Here is a 22691-nt window from a genome sequence, read left to right as displayed (position 1 = left end):
ACTGCACGCTAGGCGCGCAACTTGTTCTTGACAGCATGAGTGTTGGCCGTGTCTGTGAGTATAATGAGCATTCAGGGCACTCGTATCGAGCGGCGCATTCTAGAAGGCGAGGTACACAGCGTGTCGAGTTGGGCCGACATCGCAAACAGTTGTTCAGACTCTCCTGCGGGGGACGCTTTAGACGCCTATTTTGAACGGGTGCGCCCAATCGTCGACGATACCATCGACAAGCTTTCGCAATCCACTTTCCGTCAAGACCCGATAGCCGGCCGTAAGTATTCGCGGGCTACCAGTATTATTAGCTCCGCATACAAGCGACATGGGCAACTTCTAGGCACTGCGATCATTGAGCGGCTGCACGATTCCGAACGCTTGAGTGTCTGGGAGGAAGAGGCGTTCAAGCTCTCTCACGAGTCACTGAAACAACTTCAAGTTCACGACCGTATCGAGAAGTGCCTCAAGATCTCGCTTCCGTATGGAGACGAGGAACGCGCGATTCCTCTCGACTGTGTGGTCTTCGACCGGGATTCCAAGACACTGCGATCCTACAATATCAAACGTGGAAACGGCTCGTACGACGCGGGAAAGAAGCGGATCATCACTGGCGAACTTTTGCGAACCAACATGCTTCTCAAAAGCTATGGCGAGACGCTTGGATTGGACCCGGACTTTGCGGAAGCGAAGATCGTCTTCTACTACGGCGTTCGGTCGATCCCCAAACCACTCTCCCTCGTTGGTGAAGACCTCAATGATCACTTCGAGTTTTCCGTGGTCGACGCGGTAGAAAGAGTAAACTTGTATTTCCAGGAGCGGCTCTATGACATCATCGAACACGGCTAGGTATCGTGTCATCCACGCGGACCCGCCCTGGTATTTCAAGAATTTCAGTGAGAAAGGAGAGGGCCGGAACGCGGTCTCACATTACGATTGCATGGAAATCGATGACATATGCAAGATGCGGGTGTCGGAATTCGCGGACGACGATTGCATTTTGTTCATCTGGGTGACGGATCCCTTTCTCCCCCGAGCACTGGACGTGATCAAAAGCTGGGGCTTCACGTTCAAAACCGTTGGATTCTATTGGGCCAAACTGAACCAATCGGCCGATCGAAATTGCGTAAGCGAGAAAGACTTCTTCTGCGGCCTTGGCTACTGGACCCGGGCGAATGTTGAGCAGTGCCTACTGGCCACTCGTGGAAAGCCGCCTCGAAAAGCGAGGGATGTGCGTCGATTGATCGTCGATCATCGGCGCGAACATAGTCGAAAACCAGAGGAAGCGTATCAACGTATCGAGCGGCTGACGGATGGGCCTTACCTCGAACTATTCGGGCGCCAGAGCCGGCCAGGCTGGGATGTTCTTGGAGATCAAGCGGCGCTCTTTGACAATGGGCCTCGAGACACGCGACGTCGATCAAGCAACCTAGCCCAATACGAGATGCAGAACCTGCTGCCGCTAGGCGACGAGTAAACCAGTGAGGGCGCGCAGGTCGACGTCCTTAGTGATCGTTATTGGCTGCGCAGGAAGCTATGTGGTCGCCAATGTCACGCCCCAGGAACTCGGCAAGAGTGACAGGCACGGCATTCCCAAGTTGGCGCATGGTCTCCGACCAGGAGCCATGAAACCGGAAGTCGTCCGGAAAGGTCTGTAGCCGGGCGCTCTCACGCACAGTGAAGTAGCGCACGCTTCCATCGTGGCGCAGCAGCATATTCTCACCGCCCGGAACGCCGTGGACGCCAGCCTTCAGGGTCTTAGCGGGTAGGTCGTAGGGGCTTCCAGTGTGTCCGACGTACGTGCGGGCACCCGGCTGGAATTTGTGGTTATGGAAAGCCTCTGCGGCCTCTGGATCGGTCTCGGCATCGGGTAGACCAACTAGGGCATCGCGAACCGTTCGCCAAGGCTTGTGCGCCGGCACTTCATCAAGTTTCTCCGCACGCCTTTTGGCTCGCTCGGAGATCCATCTCTCGCGCTTAGGAACCTCGTGATGTTCCCAATAGTTGCCTTCCTTTACCTGGTCCCAAAGCAAGGCGTTGTACGAGTGAGTGGACTCGGGAAACGCCCATTCCACGTCCAGATCGGCCCGGAAACCAACAAAGAAGACACGTTCGCGCCTCTGGGGAACGCCGTAGTTGGCCGCGTTGAGAACGCGCGTCACGACACGATAGTGAAGCTCATTCGGCCGCCCATGCGTGTGGTAGCGCTCCAAGCGTGTCAGATGGTCCGACCACTCCTCGTCCGGCTGTGGGGTGATCTCGGGATACATCATCTGCAGGCGGATGTATTCGAAGTAGCTCGTGAAGGTGGATCGCGTGAGTCCCTTCACGTTCTCGAAGAGAAAGGCCTTCGGCTGGAGTTCGCGTACCGCCCGCACCGCCTCCGGAAACATGTCCCGTGCGTCTGCCTCGGCCTTGTGGCGCCCACCGATCGAGAATGGCTGACAAGGCGGCCCGCCGGTAACCATCTCGATCTTCCCGGCTAGAGGCGAGTAGTCGAATTCCCGCACATCGCCCTCGGTCAGGGGCCAGTCCGCCACCAGGTCGACACCGCGCTCGCGGTTGTCGCGGATCGTGTCGCAGGAATACTTGTCGCACTCGATGACCGCGATTGGTTTAAAGCCCGCGCGCGAGACCCCCATGCCGAGACCACCGGCGCCGACGAAGAGCTCCACCGTGTTCATGGTACCCCGTCGAGAAATTTTCTTACTCGTTTCTTCAGCGCTGCAGTGTCTCGTGTCTGGCATTCCCAGATGACGAGAACACGCCAACCTGTGGCCTCAAGCTTGGCGATATTTGCCTCGTCCCTTTCAAGGTTGCCCTTGAGCTTCGTTTCCCAGAACTCCTGTCGGGATTTCGGTAGCCTGGCGAGTTTACATTCGGGGTCTGGGTGCCTGTGCCAGAAGCACCCGTGCACGAAGATCACCTTGCGGCGGCTGGGAAAAACCAGATCGGGTTTGCCCGGCAAATTCTTGTCGTGAAGCCGATACCGATATCCCATGCTATGCGTGGGCCGTCGCACGGCCCACTCGGGATTCGTATCACGGCCGCGCACGCGCCGCATGCGCTCGCTACGCTGCTGAGGTGTCAGGGTATCAGTCATCTAGCTTTTGTGGTTTGTCGTACTTCTCGCCACCACTTCTAGCCTCTAAGAACCGGATTGTGAACAAGTAATGCAACAGCCCGCAAGAGCGGAGATGACCTTTGTCCCGCCTGCGCATAAGTACAATCATCAATCAATGGTTACACTCGCTAATGGATGAAGCTTTTGGGCCAAGTCACTTGTGATAGAATGCCTTTAAGGCGTTCAGCTCATACCATTTCATGAAAATTGAAACTATACGGAGGCTGAAGCTCGCTGCCGCAGCTCGCGCGAGGGAGTCCGCCGGACGCCAGGACTGCTCAGTCGAGAGGCATCAAAGCAGGATTGGCTCGACACCGGCCTCGTAGTCCCTCAACACCTGTTCAAGCCTTTTCTTGCGCTCACGTGCGTACTGGATAAAGTCACGCAATTCGGTGATATCCCGCTCAATATCAGCGACGGAAGGCAGCTCGCGCGGCAGATCTTCAGCAAGATCATGCCCGGAAAAATGCGAAGTCCGCTTCATTCCTTCGAAAATCACCGGATAATCCTTCTCGGCATCGAAGCATGCGCCCCGCAGACTCTGGGTCAAAATCTCGGGCCGGAACCGCTGGACAACCTTGTTAAAAAGGACTTCCTCAACGGTACGTTCCCACGTCGTCCGCATCTTGGTGTAGAGGTCGGTTACGGCGACACGGAAAGTTTCCTCCGTTTGATCATAACCAGCCGCGTCGAGACTCTGTCTGGCTCGGTCGATCTCGCCCAGTCGCTCCGTCACCGGTTTGATATGCCATGGTTTCCGGTCATTATCGATAATCCCGAACCGGTCGTTGCCAAGGCTGGTCATCCATTCTTCATGACAGGCAACGCCAATACGCCGTGCTTCGGTGCTCACTATGTGGTGAAAGAGAATGTTGTGCGTGAAGATAACAACTTGGCGTCCGCCAGCCGCTTCCACCGCCAGCCGACGCGCCACGGCCTCCATCCGGGAATAATCGAGGGACGAGACAGGATCATCCACGATAATTCCATGGTCCCTGCCTATTTCCTTTAGCTCCGCCAGAAAACATGCCAACGCGAGACCGCGCTGCTCACCTTCGCTCAGGATTTCGCTGTTGGCGCGAATGCGCTGTTGCGCTGTCAACGCCACTTCGACGACGCTGGCGCCTAGATCGCCGCGATCACTGAGATCAAGCGGAAGATGGGTCAGCTGCAAGGCTCGTAGCTCGTCTTCAAGCGCTTCCCTGAGAGAGGGCGTAAGAATTTCCCGGCGACGCCTGGTAATTTGACCTGTGATGGCGTTCAGGCGGCATTGAGCGCGACATGCTGTAACACGGCAGAGTTCCTCAAGCTTACTGCGTCGATCAAAAACAAGGCCAATCTCCTCGCTCAGCTTTTTGCGATCATTCAGATCATTGAGACGTCTGGCACGTTCTTGGATAGCTTCGTCACCACGGGCCAGACGTTCAAATTCCTCGATCTCACCATTCAATGCGGTAATCTCGTCTTTGATTATCTGAGTGGGAGCCTCAGGCAGCCCATCGAGCGTCGCCCACTGATCGAAAGCTTCCTCGGTGAGAATGGCTTTTATTGCATTAAGTCTGGCACCGGCTTGCTCGAAGAAAGCCGTGATCGCGCCGGCGTGACCCTTTCTTTGCTCAGATAGGGCACTGTAGCCGGCAAGCAGTGCCGTAACGTCTGTCTTGGGCCTGTTTTGAAAAGACTGAAGACCGGAAACGGCATTCTCGAACGCGCCTCTGGCAGCCGCCGCGTCTTCGGCAGCTCTTTGATCGAGATAGCTATCGAAAGACTTCAATCGACTGGCGGCATCCGCATCCAGTTCCTGCTGGCATAGGACGCATCGTTCGGCTGCAGCGATCTGTGGCGGTTCACGATCGGGGAATGTTTCGGCCGCAAACTCGCGGGCGTATTTCAGCATTTGACGCCAGATATCGGAGCCGACATCCGGAATCGGTTCATCGCTGAACAGGTCGCGGGCGGAGGCCTCCGCGGCCCGGTTCTTTTCCGCTGCGTCCCGTTGTTTCCGGGAAAGATCCTGTATCGCCGTATCACCGACCTTGTCGGTTATGTCGGAAATCTCGCGTAAAAGGGTCTGAAGAGCCTGCTGCGCCTCTCTGCGTTGACGAGCCATGGTCGCCGGATCGTTCCGCGACTCAGCGGTAAGCCTGTCAAGCTCGGCCTGGAACTCTTCGGACCATTCGGCGCAAGTACGTAATTGCTCCGTTGTGGGCAACTCCGCCAGCGAGCTATCGGGAACCAGCTTAGCGATAAGCTGCTGGGCAGTGGTGCCCTGCGTGTAGCCGGTTGGGAGGGGCGCCTGAACGGCACGCTTTAGGTCATCTTCACGCTGTTTGAAGCCGGCATCCAGGTTCCGGACCACGAAGCCGAGCTTATTGAGCAGATCCAGTTCATACGGAAGAAACTCGATCGTCCGTTCCTTGTCTACATAGAGCCTGGCCGATGCAGTATCGAATACCGAAATGCGCGCCAGTTCCGCGGGCGGGTCCTCATTGCTTGCCCAGGTTAGTTCCGTTTTCGAATCCTGGTTTTCGCCAACACGATACGCCACAGCAACTTCGGCTGGCGGTGCCGGTTCTTCGTCAAAGACATTTCCTCGCAATTGGGTGGGGCTCACTGAATCGCTAAGCGAACGGCACAGCTGCTTCGTAATACGGCAATAGCCGCTCTTGCCCGAGGCATTGGGGCCATAAATTAACGTGATCCCGTTAACGGCGAAACGTATCGGGGGCTGATTCGGTTCAAGCCGGTCGACATTCCTTACCGGACCGAGGGATGCGAGGACAGTCTTTGGTGCGTTGCTGGCCGCTTCGGAAAGATGGTCGCTCGCAAGTGGGACGGTGGCCGGTGGCTCATCCGTAATGAGCCCTTCAGAAAATTCGATGTGTTGCCGCAAGGAGGCCTCATCATCCTCGGACAACTTTCCCTGCTGGGCGAGACGCCGCAAAGCATCCTGTTGCCACGCAGGTCGGCCACCGGACCAGGCAAGGAGCTCTTCAAACGGCATCGGCGGCCTCCTTCAACACGATTTTCTTTCGGGCGTTAGTAGACGTCCTTATGAATTCCGGTCGCGTAATCATGCAGACACCAACTCCTCAGAACTCGCCGCCTCCAATGACAGGCTTTGACCGCCAAGCTCCTCGAACAGCTTTTCACGGCAGGTCAGGATAAGGATCTGTGTGTTCCTTGCCGCATGGTTGAGGATGTCGAACATCCGGCCAATCCTGCTGTCATCCGAAAAGACAAGTGCGTCATCCAGGATGACGGTTGCCGGATGGCCCTGCTCGCTCAGCATCTCGGCAAAGGCGAGGCGGACCAGAATGGCAATCTGCTCCTGGGTGCCCATGCTGAGCACATGGAAAGGCTCTTCATATCCATCTGCTCGGACCACTTCGGTGATCTGCAGGTTTTCGTCGATGCGGATATCAGCGCCGGGAAACAGGAGTTGCAGATAAGGTCGTACACGGTTCAAGACCGGAGAGAGGTATCGCTCCTTGGCCTCCTGCTCTGCATCGCGCAGAGTCTTGAGCAGCAGGCTCAGCACGTCCACTTCACGCTTCATGCGACTTACATCCGCTTCACATAGCTCGTGCTCCCGCGCCTTCTTCTCGATCTCCTCATCCAGGCCGACACCCTCGGCCGCTTCGACCCGTGATTTGAGCCCGCTGATCTGGACCTTTACGGCCTCCCGCTTCTCACGCCGTTCCTGCAGCGCTTTTTCCAATCGCTCGACCCGAGCCTCCAACTGAGGCAAGGTTTCCTCCGTGCGCTGTCCCTTTAGCTCCTCAAGGACTTCTTCCTGCCTTGCAATCTCGTTCCGGGCGGTCTGAACGTCTGCCTGAAGCGCCTCAACCGAGCGCGCGTCCTCGGCTTCCTTGAGCTGCTTGTGCAGGTTCTCAAGTCGCTCCCTGGACTCGTTGCACCGACTCTTCGCTGCTCCCAGTTCGGACTGTGACCAGTTCAAGGCCTCTTCAGGGCCGGCGAGTCCAGCGCGCACTGTTTCCAGTTCCTCCCTGGCGCTTACGGCCTGTTCCTCTGCCTGCCTGAGTGCTTCTTCCGCCTCCTTGCGATCGGGAAGCTCCTCGAGCTCCAGATCCTCCAATTGACGTTGGAGACGTTGTTTCAATCCCTCGATATGATCCACGAGCGCCTGCGCACCAGCATCCCTTTCGTCATCTGCCGGTGCATTGAGCTCGGCTTCCTGTCTGGCCAACTCCGCATTCTGTATCAGGTTCCGGCGCCTGTGGTACTGATCCTCTGCATCCTTGAGTGATCTCGCACCTGCCTCCTCCAGAAACTTCTGGAGCGCTTTTCGGGCGTCTCGTTGATCCTGCAGCAGTTTGTCCCGATCCTTGATCGCCGGCTCGATGCTCACGCGCCCATAGTCGGGTATGGAAAGGCTGGCAGGCTCGATAACTTCAATCGTTGTCTGCTCCGGCGCACGTTCGGCACCCTCAATTTCAATCCGGCTCAAGTGCTCGGAGGACATATCAAAGCTGATGCGTGTTGCGGCAGCACTAAGACGACCTTCCATCGTGTCCAAGTCTTTGGCTGCCTTGCGGATCGCTGAGATCACTTCATCCGTAACCAGGATGGCCGCTGCTGCCTGCAGTGCCTCTCGCTGGCGAGCCTCGGCCTCCTGGGCTTTCTCCAGACGCTTATCGAGATCGGCGATCTGTTCCTTGTACCCCACTGCGGTCAGCAGGCGTCTGTTTCTCGTTACCTCTTCATCTGCCTTCGCAACAGCCTGCTCAGCACTGCGAATGGCGGCTCGAAGGCCCTCCAGCTTCTTGCGCGCCTGCTCTTCCTGAGCTTGTGCGTCCTCAAGGCTCTTCTGGCTTTGCTGAAGCGCTTTCTGTTCCAGGTCTATCTTCTCTTTCAACTGGCCGCGCTCTGACAGGATTCGCTGTGCCTGCTCCAGCTTGCCCTTTCTGAGTTCGAATTCGCTTTCAGCCGCCTCGATACGCGCTTCCAATTCTGCCAGCTGGGTCTGGCGCTTGCGGGCCGCCTCAAGCTCTTCCTTGTCGGCTTTGTCCTGTTCGCCGGATGAAAGCCGCGTCAGTTTCTCCTGCGCCTCTTCCAGCTCCTCCAGGGCACGAGATAAATCCGTTCGCCGGCGGCGCAGTTCTTCGAGCTCGTTCTCGAGCGCGGACTGCCGCTCTATCTGGGCCTTGTAGTCTCCCTTCGGCCTATTCGTGCTCGGCGTAACCAATTCGGAGAGCTGCTGTTCAATCCGCTGGGGCAGTTTCTGGCCTCGACTGCCCCCCAGAACCCTGCCGACCTCGGCTTCGAGGGCATTGTGCAGATTCGAGCGCGCCGCATCGGGTATCTCCAGTGCGCCGAAGGACTGTCCCTGCTGCACCCAGAGGACGTTCCACATCCCCAGGGTTTCGGGTTTTGCGCCTTGTTTACCAGGCTCGGTGAAGTTCAGAAGTTCGCGCAGGGCTTCCTCGGCCGCGTCCCCTTCAAGGCGCCTGCCATCCGGGCAATCCAGCTGCGCATAGGCCTTCTTCAGGAACCTTTTCCGGATGCGATAGACGCCGGCGTCCAGTTCGAAGGCCAGTTCGACCACGGGCGCTGCCTGATTGCGAACGTTCTGCAAGGCGCGGATAGGCTGTGCACTCGAATTGTGCCGTTCAAAGAGGGCGGCGCGGAGCGCGTCCAGCAGTGTCGATTTCCCCATCTCATTCGGGCCTACAACGACATTGAGCCCATCCTGTAGCCCATCAAGTCGAACGGGCTCGGCAAACTTCTTGAACTGGTGGACGGCCAGGGAGCGCAGTTTCACTGGGTGCCTCCCTGCATCTTCATGTGCTCGATATACAGCCGCTGGAGCGCTTCTGCCGCAATACTGCGCGTCTCCTCATCACTCTCCTCGGACAGACGCTTCAGCTCATCCGCTGCCGAGCGCACAAAGCCACTTCGGTCTATGCGATCCATATCTTCTTCGGAGGCGTGCGGAAAAAGGCCATCCGTGTTCACCCGCAGGTAACAGAAGGCGGCGGAAACGCCTTCGACAACCTGGTCTTCGAAGTATTGAAGATCATCGAGCGCCAAGGTGCCTTCGACATCCAGGCGGACCAATACGCGCTCAGGCTCGTCCGCCAATCCCCTCAGCTTCTCTGCCAAGACATCGACAGCATCGCGATCCGTGATCCTTTCGGAAAGGGAAATCCAGTTGTAGTGCCCCGTCGACAGTGGCGTCACGGAAGGCACGGCATCCCGGCCCTCGATCTCGACGAGCAGGGCCTCCCCTGTCCCGCTGGAATTGAAGGCATCTGTTTCGGGTGTGCCGCTATACCAGCAGCGGTCATTGAGCTTCATCTGACCATGCCAATCGCCCAGGGCCAGATAGGACAAGCCGGCCCGCTCAGGCCGATCGGGAGCTATATAGTTGGTGACGTTCCGGTCGTCGCGTCCAAATCCACGCACGCTTCCATGCGCCATCCCGATGCGGATCACCCCCTCGTCCACCTCGACGTCATCCATGTAAGCCGTCAGATCATTCAGTTGTCTTCGATGATGCAAGGGGGCGGGCAACAATACGACCCGGCCGTCCTCCAGGCTGTCGGGCTCAGGTTTCACGTGGACCCGCACATTCTCCGGCAAACCCTTGTGGAGAAGCTGGTCCCACAATCCGTTTGGCTGGTAATAGTCATGGTTGCCCGGCATCAGATGCCACTGCACCTGAGGAAACTTCCGCATGCGCTCTAACGGCTGGTTCAGAGATCGCGGGGACAATGCCAGCTTGTCGTAAACGTCACCGGCCACCAGGACATGCTGGACGTCATGCTGCTGGGCCAGCTCTCCCAATCTGGTGATCGCTTTGAGCCGCGCCTCCTGCAGCAGCCCCATGGTGGACTGATCGACAAAGCGAAAGACCTTTCCGATCTGCCAATCGGACGTGTGTATGAAGCGGATGGTCATGCTCCCCCGATGCACCTAAACTGATGAGCGCCCCTGATTCCGTACCGCCCTGCCCCTCAGAACAATACACCAACTGCGCGCATACGAAATAATTTTCGCTTAATTATCCTGGCGCGGCTCAGGCTATTGCCGCTCTGGAGTTGCCTTCGAGGCAACCGGTGGGCTCACTTGATAAGGCTGTCCAGCCGCGTCATGGCTTCGGAGCGCTCCTGGAGGTCTGCACCCTGTACGGGATGCCTACAACCAATCACCGGAATTCCGTCGAAGGTCCCTTCGTTCAACCGTCCTTTGGACTTCGAACCTCCTGTCAGTACCATGTAGATAGGCGCTCCATAGGGCAGGTTCAGTTGCCGGCCCATGCGCGCGGCCAGCCAACCGCCCATGGAGGTTCCTACCAACAGGGTAATGCCATGCCGCACCACCGCGGCCCGGACTTGTTCCGCCAATTCGTGGCTGAAGCGGCTGTAATCCAGCTCAATGCCATGGACGGTGCCCGGTTTCTCAAGGCAGCGCACCCTGTAGAAGGAGAAGTTCTCCTCGAACACACTTCGCCTCGCCTCTAACTTCAGGCGGGTGTCCCGCCTGGCTCGTGCCGAGCGTCGCTCCGGATCAATGCACCTGGCCGCATGCGCATGGTTGGGCGACGGGGCGGGCCATACGATTCTGGACACTACCTTGACACTCTTCCTTACGCCCGATCATGATTAGCTCGTTCTCCCGAAAAATGCCCGGGGAAGAGGGGGCTGCCATGCACCTAGATCTGCCACTGGAGCGGTTGATCCAACTACCACAAGTCGTTGCAGGTGAATGCAGTTACGGAGGAGTGCTCAGCGCGCTTGCTGGCGAGCTCAGATCCATATCGCCCTTCGACCATCTCGACATGGTGATACTGGTGGATGATGGCCGGGATCACCTCTGTTTCGAAACGCCGGTCAGTACCGTTTGGAGCAGCTTTGCCAAGGAGCCCAAGCCGACGGGTGTCAGTCCGGCACGTTCGGTATTGAAGGGACATGTACCGCATATTCTCACCGGTGACGCCTTCAAAGATAAACGCTTCCACTTCAGCGGTGCGATCAATCAACCCATCTATGACGCCACTCTTCGCAGCCGTATAATCGTTCCATTGCGGGTACGGGGGGCAATCTTCGGTTCGATTAGCATCAGCCGCCATTCCGTGATGTCCTACACAGTACGCGATTTGATAATCGGACAACACTGTGCCGATCTGATAGCACCCTATCTTTTTGCATTGAAGACTGAACATGGGCGAGCGCTGCAGTATGCAAACGAAGCGGACGCGCTGAGGGGAAGTCTGCTGAAACTTGCTGGACACCTAGAGGGTGAAAGAAAACGCCTTGGCATGGACCTCCACGATCAGACAATCGCGGACCTTTCGCGCATCGCCCATAAGCTTTCAACGGGAATAGACGCCAAGGTTGATCTAAAGCCGGTGCTTGCCGAACTTCATGCGGACGTTATTTCCTGCCTAAACGAACTTCGGCGAATCGTGGACGATGCGAGACCAGCGATGCTCGAGTTGTTTGGTTTCGCCGAAGCAGTTGAGCAGTGCATGATTCGCGCGCGAAGCGGCATGGCAAGACCCATACGGCTGCGCTTTGAAGAAGACACCAAGGCTGCCTTCGATCAGATGAACGATGGAGAGCGGACGTTGATTTACCGCATCGTTCAAGAGGGAATTAACAATGCACTCCAGCACAGCCGCGGCCAGACCTTGATTGTGCGCATGTGGCTGGAGAACGATAGTGGTTGTATCGATATTGAGGATGACGGTATTGGCGGCCTCGACTGGCATTCGCCGCGAGGGGTGAGCCACATGCGGATAAGAGCTGCAATTGTGGGAGCAAGGATCACAGTGACATCAAATAAGAATGGCGGAGGAACGCGACTGCGCCTGGTCGTTCCGCTACCGGATTCCTCAATTGAGATAATTGCGTAGCTTGGTTCTGCCGTGACCACAGCCCTACTCCTGATCGCGGACGACGACCCCGTATATCGCTCATTTATACGTGATGCGGTAAGTGAATGCGGTCTCGGCCTGGTTAATATCCTGGAAGCCACCGATGGCGAGGCTGCGGTAACGCTGGCATTGGAGCATCGACCGGGCTGCATAGTTCTTGACCTGCAGATGCCGCATCTATCAGGTGTGGAAGCGGCGCGCAGGATCTGGGCTGAGCAACCTGCCACCCGTGTTCTGTTCTGGTCCAATTTTGCCGACGAGGCTTATGTGCGCAGTCTTGCGCGCATTGTGCCATCTGAAGCGAGTTACGGCTATCTGCTGAAATCCACATCACGTGAGCGACTGCGAGTGGCGATCGAAGGAGTGTTCCTTGATGGGCAGTGCATCGTCGATCGCATGATCCGGGACGTACAGGCTCGCACAGAGCATTGGCTGGATGCCCTCACCGATGACGAATATGACACGCTCATTGATATTGCTCTGGGCTTGACCGACCAGGCGATTGCCCACCGCCAAGGGCTATCGACACGAGGTGTCCAAAGCCGTCTCCAGAGACTTTACGCAAAGCTTGGCGTCAGCACTGGCGAGCCCGGCTGGATGGGTGAGAGCGCAGGATTCAATCCGCGCACACGCGCCATTTGTGTTGCAATGCTGCGGGGATTGGTAAACCCGGACCTCTTGCGGCGAGCCAACCAGAAACTGAGCGAACCGGGAGAGACATCCGTCACACCAGGGGCTTGAGCCACTCTGAATCTTGTAGCTCAGACTGAATCCGTGAATCCCTCAAAGTGCGGATTCCCGCACTTCCGAACCGTATCAGCACGCTTCCGCGCGAACCCTCCCTCTCTTTATCATGGCGCCCAGTACCATTCGCGGTGCTTTCGTCCTAACTGCGGGAGGATTTCCAATGCCGTTCGTCAATGTTGATTGGGTAAAAGGGCAAAGTGCGGAAAAGCGAAACGAAGTCGCCAACCGTATTACAGAAGCCGTTAGCGAAGTCACGGATATTCCCCGGGACGCCATTTGGGTGGTCTTCCATGAAGTAGAGGCCGATGCTTGGTTTGTCGGCGAGAAATCCGTCGCGAAGATCTGGTCCGGAGGCTAGGCATGACCGTCGAAGTTCGCGACCCCCGCATGCGGAACATCGTCGCTCCTGGTGCCAATTTAGAAGTAATTGGATCGGGCTTTCTTTTTACGGAAGGACCGTTGTGGCATCCCGTCGAGCACTTCTTGTTGTTCTCGGATATACCGGGGAATGTGATCCGACGCTGGGACCAGAAGGATGGCGTGCAGCCATTCCGGCAGCCGAGCGCAATGGCCAACGGCCTGACTTATGATCGACAGGGACGCCTTGTTGCCTGTCACCATCAGACCTCCAGCGTCACTCGGACTGAGCTGGACGGCACGATCGTCACCCTGGCAACCCACTACGATGGCAAAGAATTGAACAGCCCCAATGATATCGTGGTGAAGAGTGACGGCAGCATATACTTCACCGACCCCACCTACGGTCGGAAGGAATTTTTCGGCGTTGCCCGGGAGACCGAACTCCGGCATCGGGGCGTCTACCGGCTGTCGCCCGATGGCGTACTTACATTGTTGGTGGACGATTTTGCTCAGCCGAATGGTCTGTGCTTCTCGACCGATGAAGACCTTCTCTTCGTGAACGATACGGAACAAGGCCATGTGCGTGTCTTTGACGTGCACGATGATGGGTCGCTGGGGCTGGGCAGAGTATTCGCCGAGCCAGTTGGTACAGGCCAGGGGGCGCCGGATGGCATGAAGCTGGACCGCGATGGCAACCTTTACACAACCGGACCGGGAGGCGTGCACGTGTTTGATGCCGAGGGTGCAATTCTCGGCGTTATCCAGGTTCCGGAGGTGTGCGCCAACTTCACCTGGGGAGGTCAGGACCTGGACATCATGTTCCTGGCGGCCTCGACATCCCTTTATACCATAAAAGTAGAGATACCGGGAAAACCGGCGTTCTAACCATAAACTTATCAGGGAGGATGAGCCATGAGCATGAAATCTAAACTGTCCTTACTTGGCATGACGGCCATCGCGCTCGTCATGGCAACCGGTGCACATGCACAGGAAGGAGAGCCAATTCGGATCGGTGCCGCTTACCCCTTGACCGGGCCAGCTGCAACGAATGGCCTTCTGGCCGCCCTTGGCCACGAAATGATTATCGACAAGATAAACGCGGAAGGTGGCATTCTCGGCCGGCCAGTGGAATCCTTTACGCGCGATTCCAAGGGAACTCCGGCTGACGCAACCAGTGCAGCGCGTGATCTCATCACCCTCGACAATGCCGACTTCATTGTGGGTGGCTTCACTTCGGGCGAGGGACTGGCGATTTCGGAAGTCGCGCTACAAGAGGAAGTCATATATATAGCCGCTAGTCCAAAGACAATCCAAATGTCTGAGGATAACTTCCACAAATACATGTTCCGGACAGCAGCCAACACCAACACGGAAGGCGGATCCGCGGCGATCATTATGAATGATCTGGGCGTGAAGCGGATCTGCACGATGCTTCTTGATTATTCCTACGGTCACGACCTACTGAAGGGCTTCAAGGCGCACCTTGAAGAGCTTGATCCAGAAGCGGAGATTGTCACAGAAGTATGGCCGGCGCTTAACGTTTCGGATTACACGCCGTACATCACCGAAGTGATGAATTCAGATTGTACAGGCGTGTTCTCCGGCATCTGGGGTGGGCTTTTCGTTCCCTTCGCCAAGCAAGCAGCCTCCTTTGGTTTTTTCGACCAGAAGGAACATTTTGTTGCCGCGGGTGAACCCGGCTCTCAGGAAATTATTGAAGAGCTGGGTGACGATATGCCAACCGGCATCTGGGCCAACTCATACGAGGTTTGGTACTATCCGGACACCGAGGCTCACAACAAGTATTTGGAAGAGCTTCGGCAGCGGCTGGATAACCCCTATCCCCCCTCTTGGCCGATCACCGGCTATATGGCTGTGCAGGCGCTGGCTGCAGGCATCGAGGCAGCGGGCAACACCGATACGGACGCCGTGATTGATGCACTTGAGGGCCTGACATACGAGTCTGCAATCGGTCCGCAAACCATCAGGGAAAGCGACCACCAAGCCAATCGTGGCCAATACTGGGGACAGATTGCTGAAAGCGACGAATACAACTTCAAGATCCTCGACCCGGTTCGCTATATCGAAGCCGACGACATCATGGATTAAGCTCCAGTAGAGCGTTCACCCCGCAGCAGCCAATGGCTGCTGCGGGTCTCTATTCATCTCACCTTTTGGTCCCTGCACCATGATGTATGCCACGATCCAGTTTCTGAACGGCCTTTCCTATGGGCTCAGCCTCTTCCTGGTGGCCGCCGGGCTTAGCATCATATTCGGCGTACTGAGGGTGCTAAATTTCGCCCATGGTACTTTCTACATGCTGGGCGGCTATATCGCCTATGAAGCGGTGTCGCATATTGGCTTGTCGGATGGCGGCTTTTGGATAGCGGTCGCCCTCAGCGGCCTGGTCCTAGCTGTTCTCGCGGCCATTATAGAACGCTTGATGTTGCGAAAACTTTACGGACGAGACGAGGTATACCAACTCCTATTCACCTTTGCACTGGTTTTACTATTCAGCGATGTTATTCGCGGCCTTTGGGGTACGCAAGTTCTCTCCATTTCATTCCCACCGGAGCTCAGCGGAGCGCAGGACCTGGGCCTCGCGTACTATCCGCGCTACAGACTGTTCCTGTGCCTCGTCGGAATCGTGGTGGCGATCGGGGTCTGGTTTGTGTTCCAGCGAACCCGCTGGGGTCGTATCATCCGAGCTGCGACGCAGGACAGGGAGATATTGGGGGCGCTCGGCATCAATGTGCCGCTGGTCTATCTTGTCGTTTTTTCCGCAGGCGCCGCACTCGCCGGAATAGGTGGCGCGCTCGCAGCGCCTGCTCTCGCGCTCAAGCCGGGAATGGATACCGAGATTATAGTGGAGTGCTTTATCGTAGTGATTATTGGAGGTCTTGGAAGCCTTTGGGGCGCATTTATAGGAGCCATACTTATAGGACAGCTTCGTTCAATCGGCTTATATTTCGTGCCCGAGTGGGAAATAGTCCTGGTTTATCTTCTCATGATCGCGGTTCTGGCGTTCAGGCCTTGGGGCCTGCTTGGCAAGCGTGAAGGTGAATAAGATGCCGCACTCTCGTCTCTTGCTCGGCGCCGGGATTGTCGGGCTTCTCGCACTTCTGCCCCTGAGTGGCAGCACATACCTGATGTACCTCTCCACCCAAGTGCTTATCTTCGTTTTGTTCGCAACCAGTTTGAACATTCTGATCGGCTACGCGGGCTTGGTCTCTTTCGGCCATGCCGCCTTTTTCGCGATTGGCGGCTACGGCTGCGCAATCCTGTTGCGCACCTACGAGATCCCGTTGCTTCTAGCCATGCCCGCGGCCCTGGTGATGACCGCAATTTTGTCCGCCCTGATCGGCTCGCTGTGTGTTCGCCTCACGTCCTACTACTTTTCAATGCTTACCCTGGCTTTTGGACAGCTCATTTGGGCGGTTGTTTTCAAGTGGCGAAGCATGACGGGGGGCGACGATGGGCTATTGCGGGTCGACTCCCCCTCCTGGATCGATACACCTGCATCCTTCTTCATCTTTACGCTTCTGGTGGTCACCCTTGCTATGCTGGCGCTTTGGATTGTGGCACATTCACCCTTGGGGCGTACGCTTATGGCCATCAGGGAGAATCAGGTCCGGGCCGGCTTTCTCGGCGTTCACACTCGGCGCGTTCAATTGGTCGCTTTCACCATCGCGGGGACGTTTGCCGGTCTCGCGGGGGCGCTCTTCGCTCTCTTCAATCGGTCGATCTTTCCCGATTCAGCCTGGTGGCTGCAATCGGCTGAGGTGCTGATCATGGTCGTGCTTGGCGGCATGAACAGTTTCTTTGGCCCGATGGTTGGCGCCTTGACACTGATTGTTCTCAGCCGCTTCACACTCGAGGTCACCGACTATTGGCCGGGGCTTTTGGCGATCATTCTTCTCGCTACCTTGTTCTTCTTCCCCAATGGGATTGCCGGCCTACTGAAGGCCAAAGGAAAGCGTTGATGCTAGAAATTAAGGGGCTGACCAAGACCTTTTCCGGATTCACGGCGGTAGACAATGCATCCCTGATAGTCAAGAAGGGCGATATTCACGGCGTTATCGGCCCAAACGGCGCAGGAAAATCCACCCTGTTCAACCTGATTACGGGTCATCTCATTGCCGATACAGGGGAAGTTAGGCTTCACGACAAAAGGCTCACAGGTTTGGCGCCTCATGCTGTGGTCAGACGAGGCTTGGGGCGTTCCTTTCAACGCATCAGTGTCTTTCCACGCATGACAGTCTGGGAAAACGTGCAGATCGCTTTGGTTGCGAAGGATCAGCAGGAATTCTGCTTCTGGAAGCCCCTGGTCAGTCAGAATGAGCAAATTGCCCGGCTTCTTGAAACCGTCAGACTGGAGGATGAAGCACAGGTTGTGGCTGGAGAGCTTTCCTATGGAAGACAGAAGCAGTTGGAGCTTGCGCTGGCTCTTGCCGGAGAGCCTCACGTCCTGCTGCTGGACGAGCCGACAGCAGGAATGTCCCCACGCGAGACTGAGGACAGCATCCTTCTCATAACCAGAATCGTGAAGGACCGCGGTGTGACTCTGCTTTTTACCGAGCACGATATGAACATGGTGTTCGGTATCGCTAACCGCATCACAGTGCTACATCACGGCGCGGTCATCGCTTCGGATTCCCCCGATGCTGTTCGAGAGAACAGCTCAGTCCAGGAGGTCTATCTTGGCAGACCTACCCATTGATCTCAGTGTCGAGTCGATCTCCACTTTCTATGGTCTCAGCCAAATCCTGTTCGATGTATCTTTCACCCTCGGGCGTGGAGAGGTGCTTGCGCTTGTGGGACGTAATGGCGTTGGTAAATCTACTACGATGCGCTCCATCGCCGGCCTTACTCCCCCAAAGAAAGGACGAATCAAATGGCGAGGCCAGGACATCACGGGCCTCGCAAGTCACCGGGTTTGTCGCTCCGGGATTGGCTTTGTACCGGAAGACCGTCGGGTGTTTCCTGAGCTCACCGTCTGGGAGAATCTTGACGTCGTCTGGCGGCCTGAGAACTCCGAGTGGACCGAAGAACGTATCTTCGACATATTCCCGGACCTTGCAGAACTGCGCCATCGAAACGGCGGGCATCTCTCCGGCGGCCAGCAGCAGATGTTGACGATCGCTCGTACCCTGATGACAAGCCCAAAACTGCTGCTGCTCGATGAGCCTTCGGAGGGTTTGGCGCCGCTGGCTATTGAGCGCATGGTTAACCGCATCGCCGTGCTCAAAGCTGAAGGACTTTCGATTGTTCTCGCGGAGCAAAACACCGAAATGGTGCTCGCGCTCTGTGAACGGATGCACGTGATGGAGAAAGGCGTGATTCGCGCAACCCTGACACCAGAGGAGGTGCAGGCCGACGAGTCGCGCCTTACGCATTTCTTGATGCTGTAGCATTGAGCCCTCTTGCTACCCCACCCCCTACCGGAATATATCTACCTTCGTCTCTAAACAGTTCCCTGTGAACAACGCTCTCCGGCCAGGTGATCTGCGGGCTCTGGGGCTTTTCCAAGTAATCGAATTTGCAGGATAGCGCGGTTTTGAGGCGCGCAACCTTGCGATTTTGATTCCGTTTTCAGGACGGTCGTGATTCCCTTCTGGTGAGGCCAACGGGAGGGTTTTGGTACGCCTTGAACAGCAGGAGAAAGACGGCCCGGATGACCTGTTCCGGGCGCGGCTGGATCAGATCATCAACCTGCACCATGAGCTGGTGCAGCTTGCCGATCGTATCGACTGGGACTGGATCGATGGCGAGTTGGCGGATCTCTATCATACAGACGGCCGTCCGGCGGTGCCGACGCGCTACATGATCGGGCTGTTGCTGCTCAAACAGATCTACGCCCTGTCCGACGAGGCGGTCTGCGAGCGCTGGGTCAACCGATCCCTATTTCCAGTATTTCACCGGTGAGCGCTTCTTCCAGCACGCGCTGCGGCACAAGCGCTTAGGCCTGAGCCACTGGCGCAAGCGCCTGGGCGAGCGCCTGGAACTGCTGCTGGCCGAGAGCCTGCGGGTGGCCCACGACAGCGGCGCGCTCAAGAAGAATGATCTGACGCGCATTTCAGGGGACACCACCGTGCAGCCGGCCAACATCACCCACCCCAGTGACGCCAAGCTGCTGCATACCGCTATCCGGCAGCTGGTTCGTCAGGCCAGGGCCGAGGGCGTGGAGCTGCGGCAGTCCTATCTCAGGGTGGCCAAGCGGGCCGCCCTGATGGCCGGGCGCTATGCCCACGCCAAGCACGTTCAAGCGCTGCAATCGCGAACTGCGCTTCCTGCGCAGCCGCCTGGGCCGCCTGATCCGCGACATCCAGCGCAAGCTGGAGAACCGCCCGGAACTAAAGGCGGCTTTTGCACCATCACTCTCCAAGGCCATCCGCATCCGTCACCAGAAACAGCAGCAGCGCGGGCCCAAGCTCTATTCCTGGCACGCGCCCGAGGTGGTCTGCATCGGCAAGGGCAAAGCCCACAAACCCTACGAGTTCGGCTGCAAGGTCTCCATCGCCACCACCAACCACCGGGCCAAGGGCGGCCAGTTCGTGCTGTATGCCACAGCCTTTCCCGGTCTGGCTTATGACGGCCATACCCTGCGGCGTGTGGTGGAGGAGACCGAGGCCCTGACAGGACGGCCGGTGGAGCGGGCCTATGTGGACAAGGGCTATCGCGGCCATGAGGTGGCCAATCCCCGGCGGGTGTTCCGCTCCGGCCAGAAGCGCGGTGTACACGGTCAGATCAAGCGCGAACTGCGACGGCGCTCGGCCATCGAGGCCGTCATCGGCCACATGGAGGTCGATGGTCACTTGGGCCGCAACTATCTGAAGGGACCACTCGGAACCCGGGTCAACGCCCTGCTCAGCGCCGTCGGCTACAACTTCCGCCTCATCCTCAGATGGCTGAGGGTCTTTTTGCGCCAGATCTACAGGGCGATCATCAATGCCTTGCTGGCCGCAACCGAGCCTCTATCGCCTATGCGGACAGCTTTTTAACGGTCGACTACTTGGAGAAGCCCTCAAACGCGCAGGTCGGCTGGCCGGCGAACGTTGTTCACGGGGAACTATCGATATTATCGAAGATTTCAGCAATAAGGCTGCTGCTTAACGTTACTCAATGCAGGCATGACCAGGGAGCTTGCAACCCTTTTTAGTTCAATTTCCACGGCACTAGGACGCCCTTCGAGCTATTAAGGAAAAAATCTGGTTTAGCCCAGTTGTAAAGAAAAAGATGGCCTTATATTCCATAATAACCTATTGTAAACACTAAAGAACTTGGCAATTTTTTGTTGCAGGAAACAGCCATGAAGACACGCGCCGCGGTTTTGAATGAATCGCCTGTCGAACGCCCCTATGCCGAAACACGGCCCCTGAGGATCGAGGAGGTGGAGCTTGATGAACCGGGACACGAGGAGGTGCGTGTTCGTATTCGTGCTGCAGGCCTCTGCCATTCAGACCTCTCGGTGATCAATGGTGACCGGCCGCGCCCGGTGCCCATGGCGCTGGGTCATGAAGCTGCCGGCGAGGTCGAGGCGGTGGGCCCTGGTGTTAAGGACCTGGAGCCGGGCGATCATGTGGTGATGATCTTCATGCCATCCTGCGGCCACTGCATGCCCTGTGCCGAGGGCCGGCCCGCGCTGTGCGAACCCGGGGCGGCAGCCAACGGTGCCGGCACCCTGTTGGGTGGAGCCATGCGGATCCAGCGTGAGGGCCACCCCGTCTATCACCATGTGGGTGTCTCAGCTTTCGCGGAGCGAGCCGTGATCTCGCGCCACTCCATGGTGAAGATCGACCGCGAGCTGCCGTTCGACCATGCCGCGCTGTTTGGCTGTGCCGTGCTGACAGGCGTCGGAGCCGTGGTGAACACCGCGGCCGTCAAGGCGGGCCAGACCGTGGCTGTCATCGGCCTGGGCGGCGTCGGCCTGGCGGCCATTCTGGGGGCTCAGGCAGCCGGTGCTTCGCGCATCGTTGCCGTGGACCTGTTGCAGGAAAAGCGCGACTTCGCCCGCCAGCTCGGCGCAACGCACGCCATCGACCCGCGCGATGAAGAAGCCGTGGCGCAGGTGAAGGCGTGGACCAACGGCGGCGTCGATGCCGCCGTGGAATTGGCTGGTTCGGTTCCAGCCCTGGACTTCGCTTATCGCATCACGCGGCGCGGCGGCACCACGGTGACCGGCGGACTGGCGAACCCGGAGAAGAAGCTGGAGATCCAGCAGGTCTCGCTGGTGGCCGAGGAGCGCACGCTCAAGGGCAGCTACATCGGCAGCTGCATCCCCTCACGCGACATTCCGCGCTACATCGAACTTTTCCGGACCGGGCGCCTGCCGGTGGATCGCCTGATGACCGGCCACGGGACGCTGGAGGACATCAACGAAGCCTTCGACCGCCTGGCCGACGGCACCGCCGTACGCCACGTCATCACGCCCTGAGACGCCTTGTGTCCCCCCCTCCTCAGAAGGAGCGAGTAAAAATCAGGAATAACAAAGCATGCCCATTTCTTCAGCTCGGCGCTGATCAAAAGCCCTCTCTGTGGGACCATAGTTCTCGCCGAACACCCCGCCTCGTACAGCACCTGCTCGAACATCACGATAGAAACATGCCCATTCAACCGGAAGCTCTGGAGAATCTGGCGTAGATAGCCATAAACGGTAAAGTAAACGCTTACGTTCTGGCTCAACATGGTCAGTAAATTCGCCACGCGAGTGGAGAGATTTAAAATTATTTAATAACTGAAGGTCGCCTGGCTCGAGCCACATAGAATATACGTTGTCATCCGAAGAAATTATTTTATCGAAGCAATCCAGTGCTTCTTTTTGCCCTTCAGAAAGTCGTGGTACACCTAAAAATTCTTGGGCCGTAGTGATGTTTTTTCGAACATATCGTACAAATAATTCCGATTTATGAGTAGAAAAAACAGAACAGGGGTAAGTGGGACTTTCGTCGTAAGCTAATTCCCATTGTCGGCTATACCAAAATGGTTCGAAGAGCTCTTTTGCTAAATTAGGCGCATCTTCACAGAGTAATCGATAGCAACGGTAAGAACTAACTACCTTACTCTCACCCCCTTCTTTTGCTGTACGCAAACAACTCAATGCAACTACATCGGAAAAATCCGTATGAAAGTCAAGTTTTGACCGGGTATTGTAGCCACGCCCTTTTCCGGTTTTATACTCAAACCCTGCATCCCGTACAGGAGTTAAATAATTACTGGCTTTATTCTGTGGCCGGGCTACACCGAGGTGCAAACCAATTCCCCACGTAAGAAGTGAGAAATCATCTTCTTCCAAGTCTGTTGGCAAGCCTTTCACCAAGGCTATGCCCCGCCCATTATTAACCTCACGCATAGCACTGGAAAATTTTGAAAGAGCCTTATCTATAGGAAAATCTGTGAAACAGAGCTCCAAATAGTCCTTTCCAGTACGTTTTCCGCTAGATAAAGCAGCTAATAATTCATCACGATCCGTACGATCAAGTTCAATTATCCAACTATCATCACTAGCTAGTTCATCTGGAGACCAGTCTTCAGCCCCCCTAACATCACGAATCATAGAATCCTCCATAT

At 56.9% G+C, this 22691-nt stretch carries 19 protein-coding genes and 1 pseudogene; 13 read left to right on the top strand and 7 right to left on the bottom strand.

All coding sequences use genetic code 11. The features are described 5' to 3' along the window. The first annotated feature begins 63 nt into the window (after positions 1-63). Positions 64-840, top strand: coding sequence for a hypothetical protein (locus BP38_RS0106410; protein ID WP_026987049.1), 777 nt, complete (start codon positions 64-66; stop codon positions 838-840). Further along, a complete protein-coding gene (locus tag BP38_RS0106405) occupies positions 818-1468 on the top strand; it encodes an MT-A70 family methyltransferase (RefSeq protein ID WP_026987048.1) in 651 nt (216 codons plus the stop codon). Before BP38_RS0106410 ends, BP38_RS0106405 begins: the two co-directional genes overlap by 23 nt. Positions 1469-1496: 28 nt before the next feature. Here the strand turns inward: BP38_RS0106405 and BP38_RS0106400 are convergent, their stop codons facing one another. The 6 genes from BP38_RS0106400 to BP38_RS0106375 all read right to left on the bottom strand — a co-directional run bounded on the left by BP38_RS0106400 (position 1497) and on the right by BP38_RS0106375 (position 10584). After that, the gene (locus tag BP38_RS0106400; RefSeq protein ID WP_035724015.1) at positions 1497-2675 is read right to left on the bottom strand and encodes a DNA cytosine methyltransferase; all 1179 of its coding nucleotides are present in this window, start codon (positions 2673-2675) and stop codon (positions 1497-1499) included. Continuing rightward, a complete protein-coding gene (locus BP38_RS0106395) occupies positions 2672-3094 on the bottom strand; it encodes a very short patch repair endonuclease (RefSeq protein ID WP_035724013.1) in 423 nt (140 codons plus the stop codon). Before BP38_RS0106395 ends, BP38_RS0106400 begins: the two co-directional genes overlap by 4 nt. Positions 3095-3407: 313 nt before the next feature. Beyond that, complete coding sequence (locus tag BP38_RS0106390; protein ID WP_026987046.1) at positions 3408-6119, bottom strand: AAA family ATPase; 2712 nt, start codon at positions 6117-6119, stop codon at positions 3408-3410. Positions 6120-6188: 69 nt separating this feature from the next. Continuing rightward, positions 6189-8900 (bottom strand): AAA family ATPase, encoded by a 2712-nt coding sequence (locus tag BP38_RS0106385; RefSeq protein ID WP_026987045.1) that lies wholly within the window; start codon positions 8898-8900, stop codon positions 6189-6191. Beyond that, positions 8897-10039, bottom strand: a complete 1143-nt coding sequence (locus BP38_RS0106380) for a metallophosphoesterase family protein (RefSeq protein WP_051609062.1) — start codon at positions 10037-10039, stop codon at positions 8897-8899. The genes BP38_RS0106385 and BP38_RS0106380 overlap by 4 nt, the downstream gene beginning before the upstream one ends. Before the next feature lie 164 nt (positions 10040-10203). Next, positions 10204-10584 carry a hypothetical protein gene (locus BP38_RS0106375; protein WP_026987043.1) on the bottom strand — a complete coding sequence of 127 codons (381 nt, stop codon included), beginning with the start codon at positions 10582-10584 and terminating at the stop codon, positions 10204-10206. A gap of 203 nt (positions 10585-10787) precedes the next feature. Between BP38_RS0106375 and BP38_RS19380 the strand changes: the two genes are divergently transcribed. From BP38_RS19380 to BP38_RS0106315, 11 genes and pseudogenes are all read left to right on the top strand, one after another. Continuing rightward, positions 10788-11996 (top strand): sensor histidine kinase, encoded by a 1209-nt coding sequence (locus BP38_RS19380; RefSeq protein WP_162175127.1) that lies wholly within the window; start codon positions 10788-10790, stop codon positions 11994-11996. A gap of 12 nt (positions 11997-12008) precedes the next feature. Next, a complete protein-coding gene (locus BP38_RS22145) occupies positions 12009-12758 on the top strand; it encodes a response regulator transcription factor (protein ID WP_081816508.1) in 750 nt (249 codons plus the stop codon). A 166-nt stretch (positions 12759-12924) separates the two neighbouring features. After that, positions 12925-13122 carry a tautomerase family protein gene (locus tag BP38_RS0106355; protein WP_022727552.1) on the top strand — a complete coding sequence of 66 codons (198 nt, stop codon included), beginning with the start codon at positions 12925-12927 and terminating at the stop codon, positions 13120-13122. 2 nt (positions 13123-13124) lie between these two features. Continuing rightward, positions 13125-14009 carry an SMP-30/gluconolactonase/LRE family protein gene (locus BP38_RS19375; protein ID WP_022727553.1) on the top strand — a complete coding sequence of 295 codons (885 nt, stop codon included), beginning with the start codon at positions 13125-13127 and terminating at the stop codon, positions 14007-14009. Positions 14010-14036: 27 nt separating this feature from the next. Beyond that, positions 14037-15233 (top strand): ABC transporter substrate-binding protein, encoded by a 1197-nt coding sequence (locus BP38_RS0106345; protein WP_081816506.1) that lies wholly within the window; start codon positions 14037-14039, stop codon positions 15231-15233. A gap of 79 nt (positions 15234-15312) precedes the next feature. Further along, positions 15313-16191, top strand: coding sequence for a branched-chain amino acid ABC transporter permease (locus BP38_RS0106340; protein ID WP_026987040.1), 879 nt, complete (start codon positions 15313-15315; stop codon positions 16189-16191). Position 16192: 1 nt separating this feature from the next. Continuing rightward, positions 16193-17107: a branched-chain amino acid ABC transporter permease gene (locus tag BP38_RS0106335; protein ID WP_035724011.1), complete on the top strand. Its 915-nt coding sequence runs from the start codon at positions 16193-16195 to the stop codon at positions 17105-17107. After that, positions 17107-17844 carry an ABC transporter ATP-binding protein gene (locus tag BP38_RS0106330; protein WP_026987038.1) on the top strand — a complete coding sequence of 246 codons (738 nt, stop codon included), beginning with the start codon at positions 17107-17109 and terminating at the stop codon, positions 17842-17844. The genes BP38_RS0106335 and BP38_RS0106330 overlap by 1 nt, the downstream gene beginning before the upstream one ends. Beyond that, on the top strand, positions 17825-18535 hold the full coding sequence (locus BP38_RS0106325; RefSeq protein WP_245602353.1) for an ABC transporter ATP-binding protein: 711 nt from the start codon (positions 17825-17827) through the stop codon (positions 18533-18535). Before BP38_RS0106330 ends, BP38_RS0106325 begins: the two co-directional genes overlap by 20 nt. A gap of 226 nt (positions 18536-18761) precedes the next feature. Beyond that, positions 18762-20125 (top strand): annotated as a pseudogene (locus tag BP38_RS19370) (IS5 family transposase). A 308-nt stretch (positions 20126-20433) separates the two neighbouring features. Then, complete coding sequence (locus BP38_RS0106315) at positions 20434-21558, top strand: zinc-dependent alcohol dehydrogenase family protein (RefSeq protein WP_026987036.1); 1125 nt, start codon at positions 20434-20436, stop codon at positions 21556-21558. Positions 21559-21600: 42 nt separating this feature from the next. Here the strand turns inward: BP38_RS0106315 and BP38_RS22140 are convergent, their stop codons facing one another. Further along, on the bottom strand, positions 21601-22677 hold the full coding sequence (locus BP38_RS22140) for a TauD/TfdA family dioxygenase (protein WP_162175126.1): 1077 nt from the start codon (positions 22675-22677) through the stop codon (positions 21601-21603). Positions 22678-22691 lie beyond the last annotated feature (14 nt).

The organism is Fodinicurvata fenggangensis DSM 21160, from assembly GCF_000686045.1.
In the GTDB taxonomy this organism is placed as follows: Bacteria; Pseudomonadota; Alphaproteobacteria; order Kiloniellales; family DSM-21159; genus Fodinicurvata; species Fodinicurvata fenggangensis.
Note: the sequence above shows the minus strand (reverse complement) of the source record. Positions and strands in the feature narration are given on the sequence as shown.

Excerpts from the sequence above, each read along its gene's own strand:
- BP38_RS0106345 (WP_081816506.1), top strand. The coding sequence starts at position 14,037 with ATGAGCATGAAATCTAAACTGTCCTTACTTGGCATGACGGCCATCGCG.
- BP38_RS0106355 (WP_022727552.1), top strand. The coding sequence starts at position 12,925 with ATGCCGTTCGTCAATGTTGATTGGGTAAAAGGGCAAAGTGCGGAAAAG.
- BP38_RS0106390 (WP_026987046.1), bottom strand. The coding sequence starts at position 6,119 with ATGCCGTTTGAAGAGCTCCTTGCCTGGTCCGGTGGCCGACCTGCGTGG.
- BP38_RS0106400 (WP_035724015.1), bottom strand. The coding sequence starts at position 2,675 with ATGAACACGGTGGAGCTCTTCGTCGGCGCCGGTGGTCTCGGCATGGGG.
- BP38_RS19375 (WP_022727553.1), top strand. The coding sequence starts at position 13,125 with ATGACCGTCGAAGTTCGCGACCCCCGCATGCGGAACATCGTCGCTCCT.
- BP38_RS0106335 (WP_035724011.1), top strand. The coding sequence starts at position 16,193 with ATGCCGCACTCTCGTCTCTTGCTCGGCGCCGGGATTGTCGGGCTTCTC.
- BP38_RS0106405 (WP_026987048.1), top strand. The coding sequence starts at position 818 with ATGACATCATCGAACACGGCTAGGTATCGTGTCATCCACGCGGACCCG.
- BP38_RS22140 (WP_162175126.1), bottom strand. The coding sequence starts at position 22,677 with ATGATTCGTGATGTTAGGGGGGCTGAAGACTGGTCTCCAGATGAACTA.
- BP38_RS0106410 (WP_026987049.1), top strand. The coding sequence starts at position 64 with ATGAGCATTCAGGGCACTCGTATCGAGCGGCGCATTCTAGAAGGCGAG.
- BP38_RS0106380 (WP_051609062.1), bottom strand. The coding sequence starts at position 10,039 with ATGACCATCCGCTTCATACACACGTCCGATTGGCAGATCGGAAAGGTC.
- BP38_RS19380 (WP_162175127.1), top strand. The coding sequence starts at position 10,788 with ATGCACCTAGATCTGCCACTGGAGCGGTTGATCCAACTACCACAAGTC.
- BP38_RS0106395 (WP_035724013.1), bottom strand. The coding sequence starts at position 3,094 with ATGACTGATACCCTGACACCTCAGCAGCGTAGCGAGCGCATGCGGCGC.
- BP38_RS0106340 (WP_026987040.1), top strand. The coding sequence starts at position 15,313 with ATGATGTATGCCACGATCCAGTTTCTGAACGGCCTTTCCTATGGGCTC.
- BP38_RS0106330 (WP_026987038.1), top strand. The coding sequence starts at position 17,107 with ATGCTAGAAATTAAGGGGCTGACCAAGACCTTTTCCGGATTCACGGCG.
- BP38_RS0106315 (WP_026987036.1), top strand. The coding sequence starts at position 20,434 with ATGAAGACACGCGCCGCGGTTTTGAATGAATCGCCTGTCGAACGCCCC.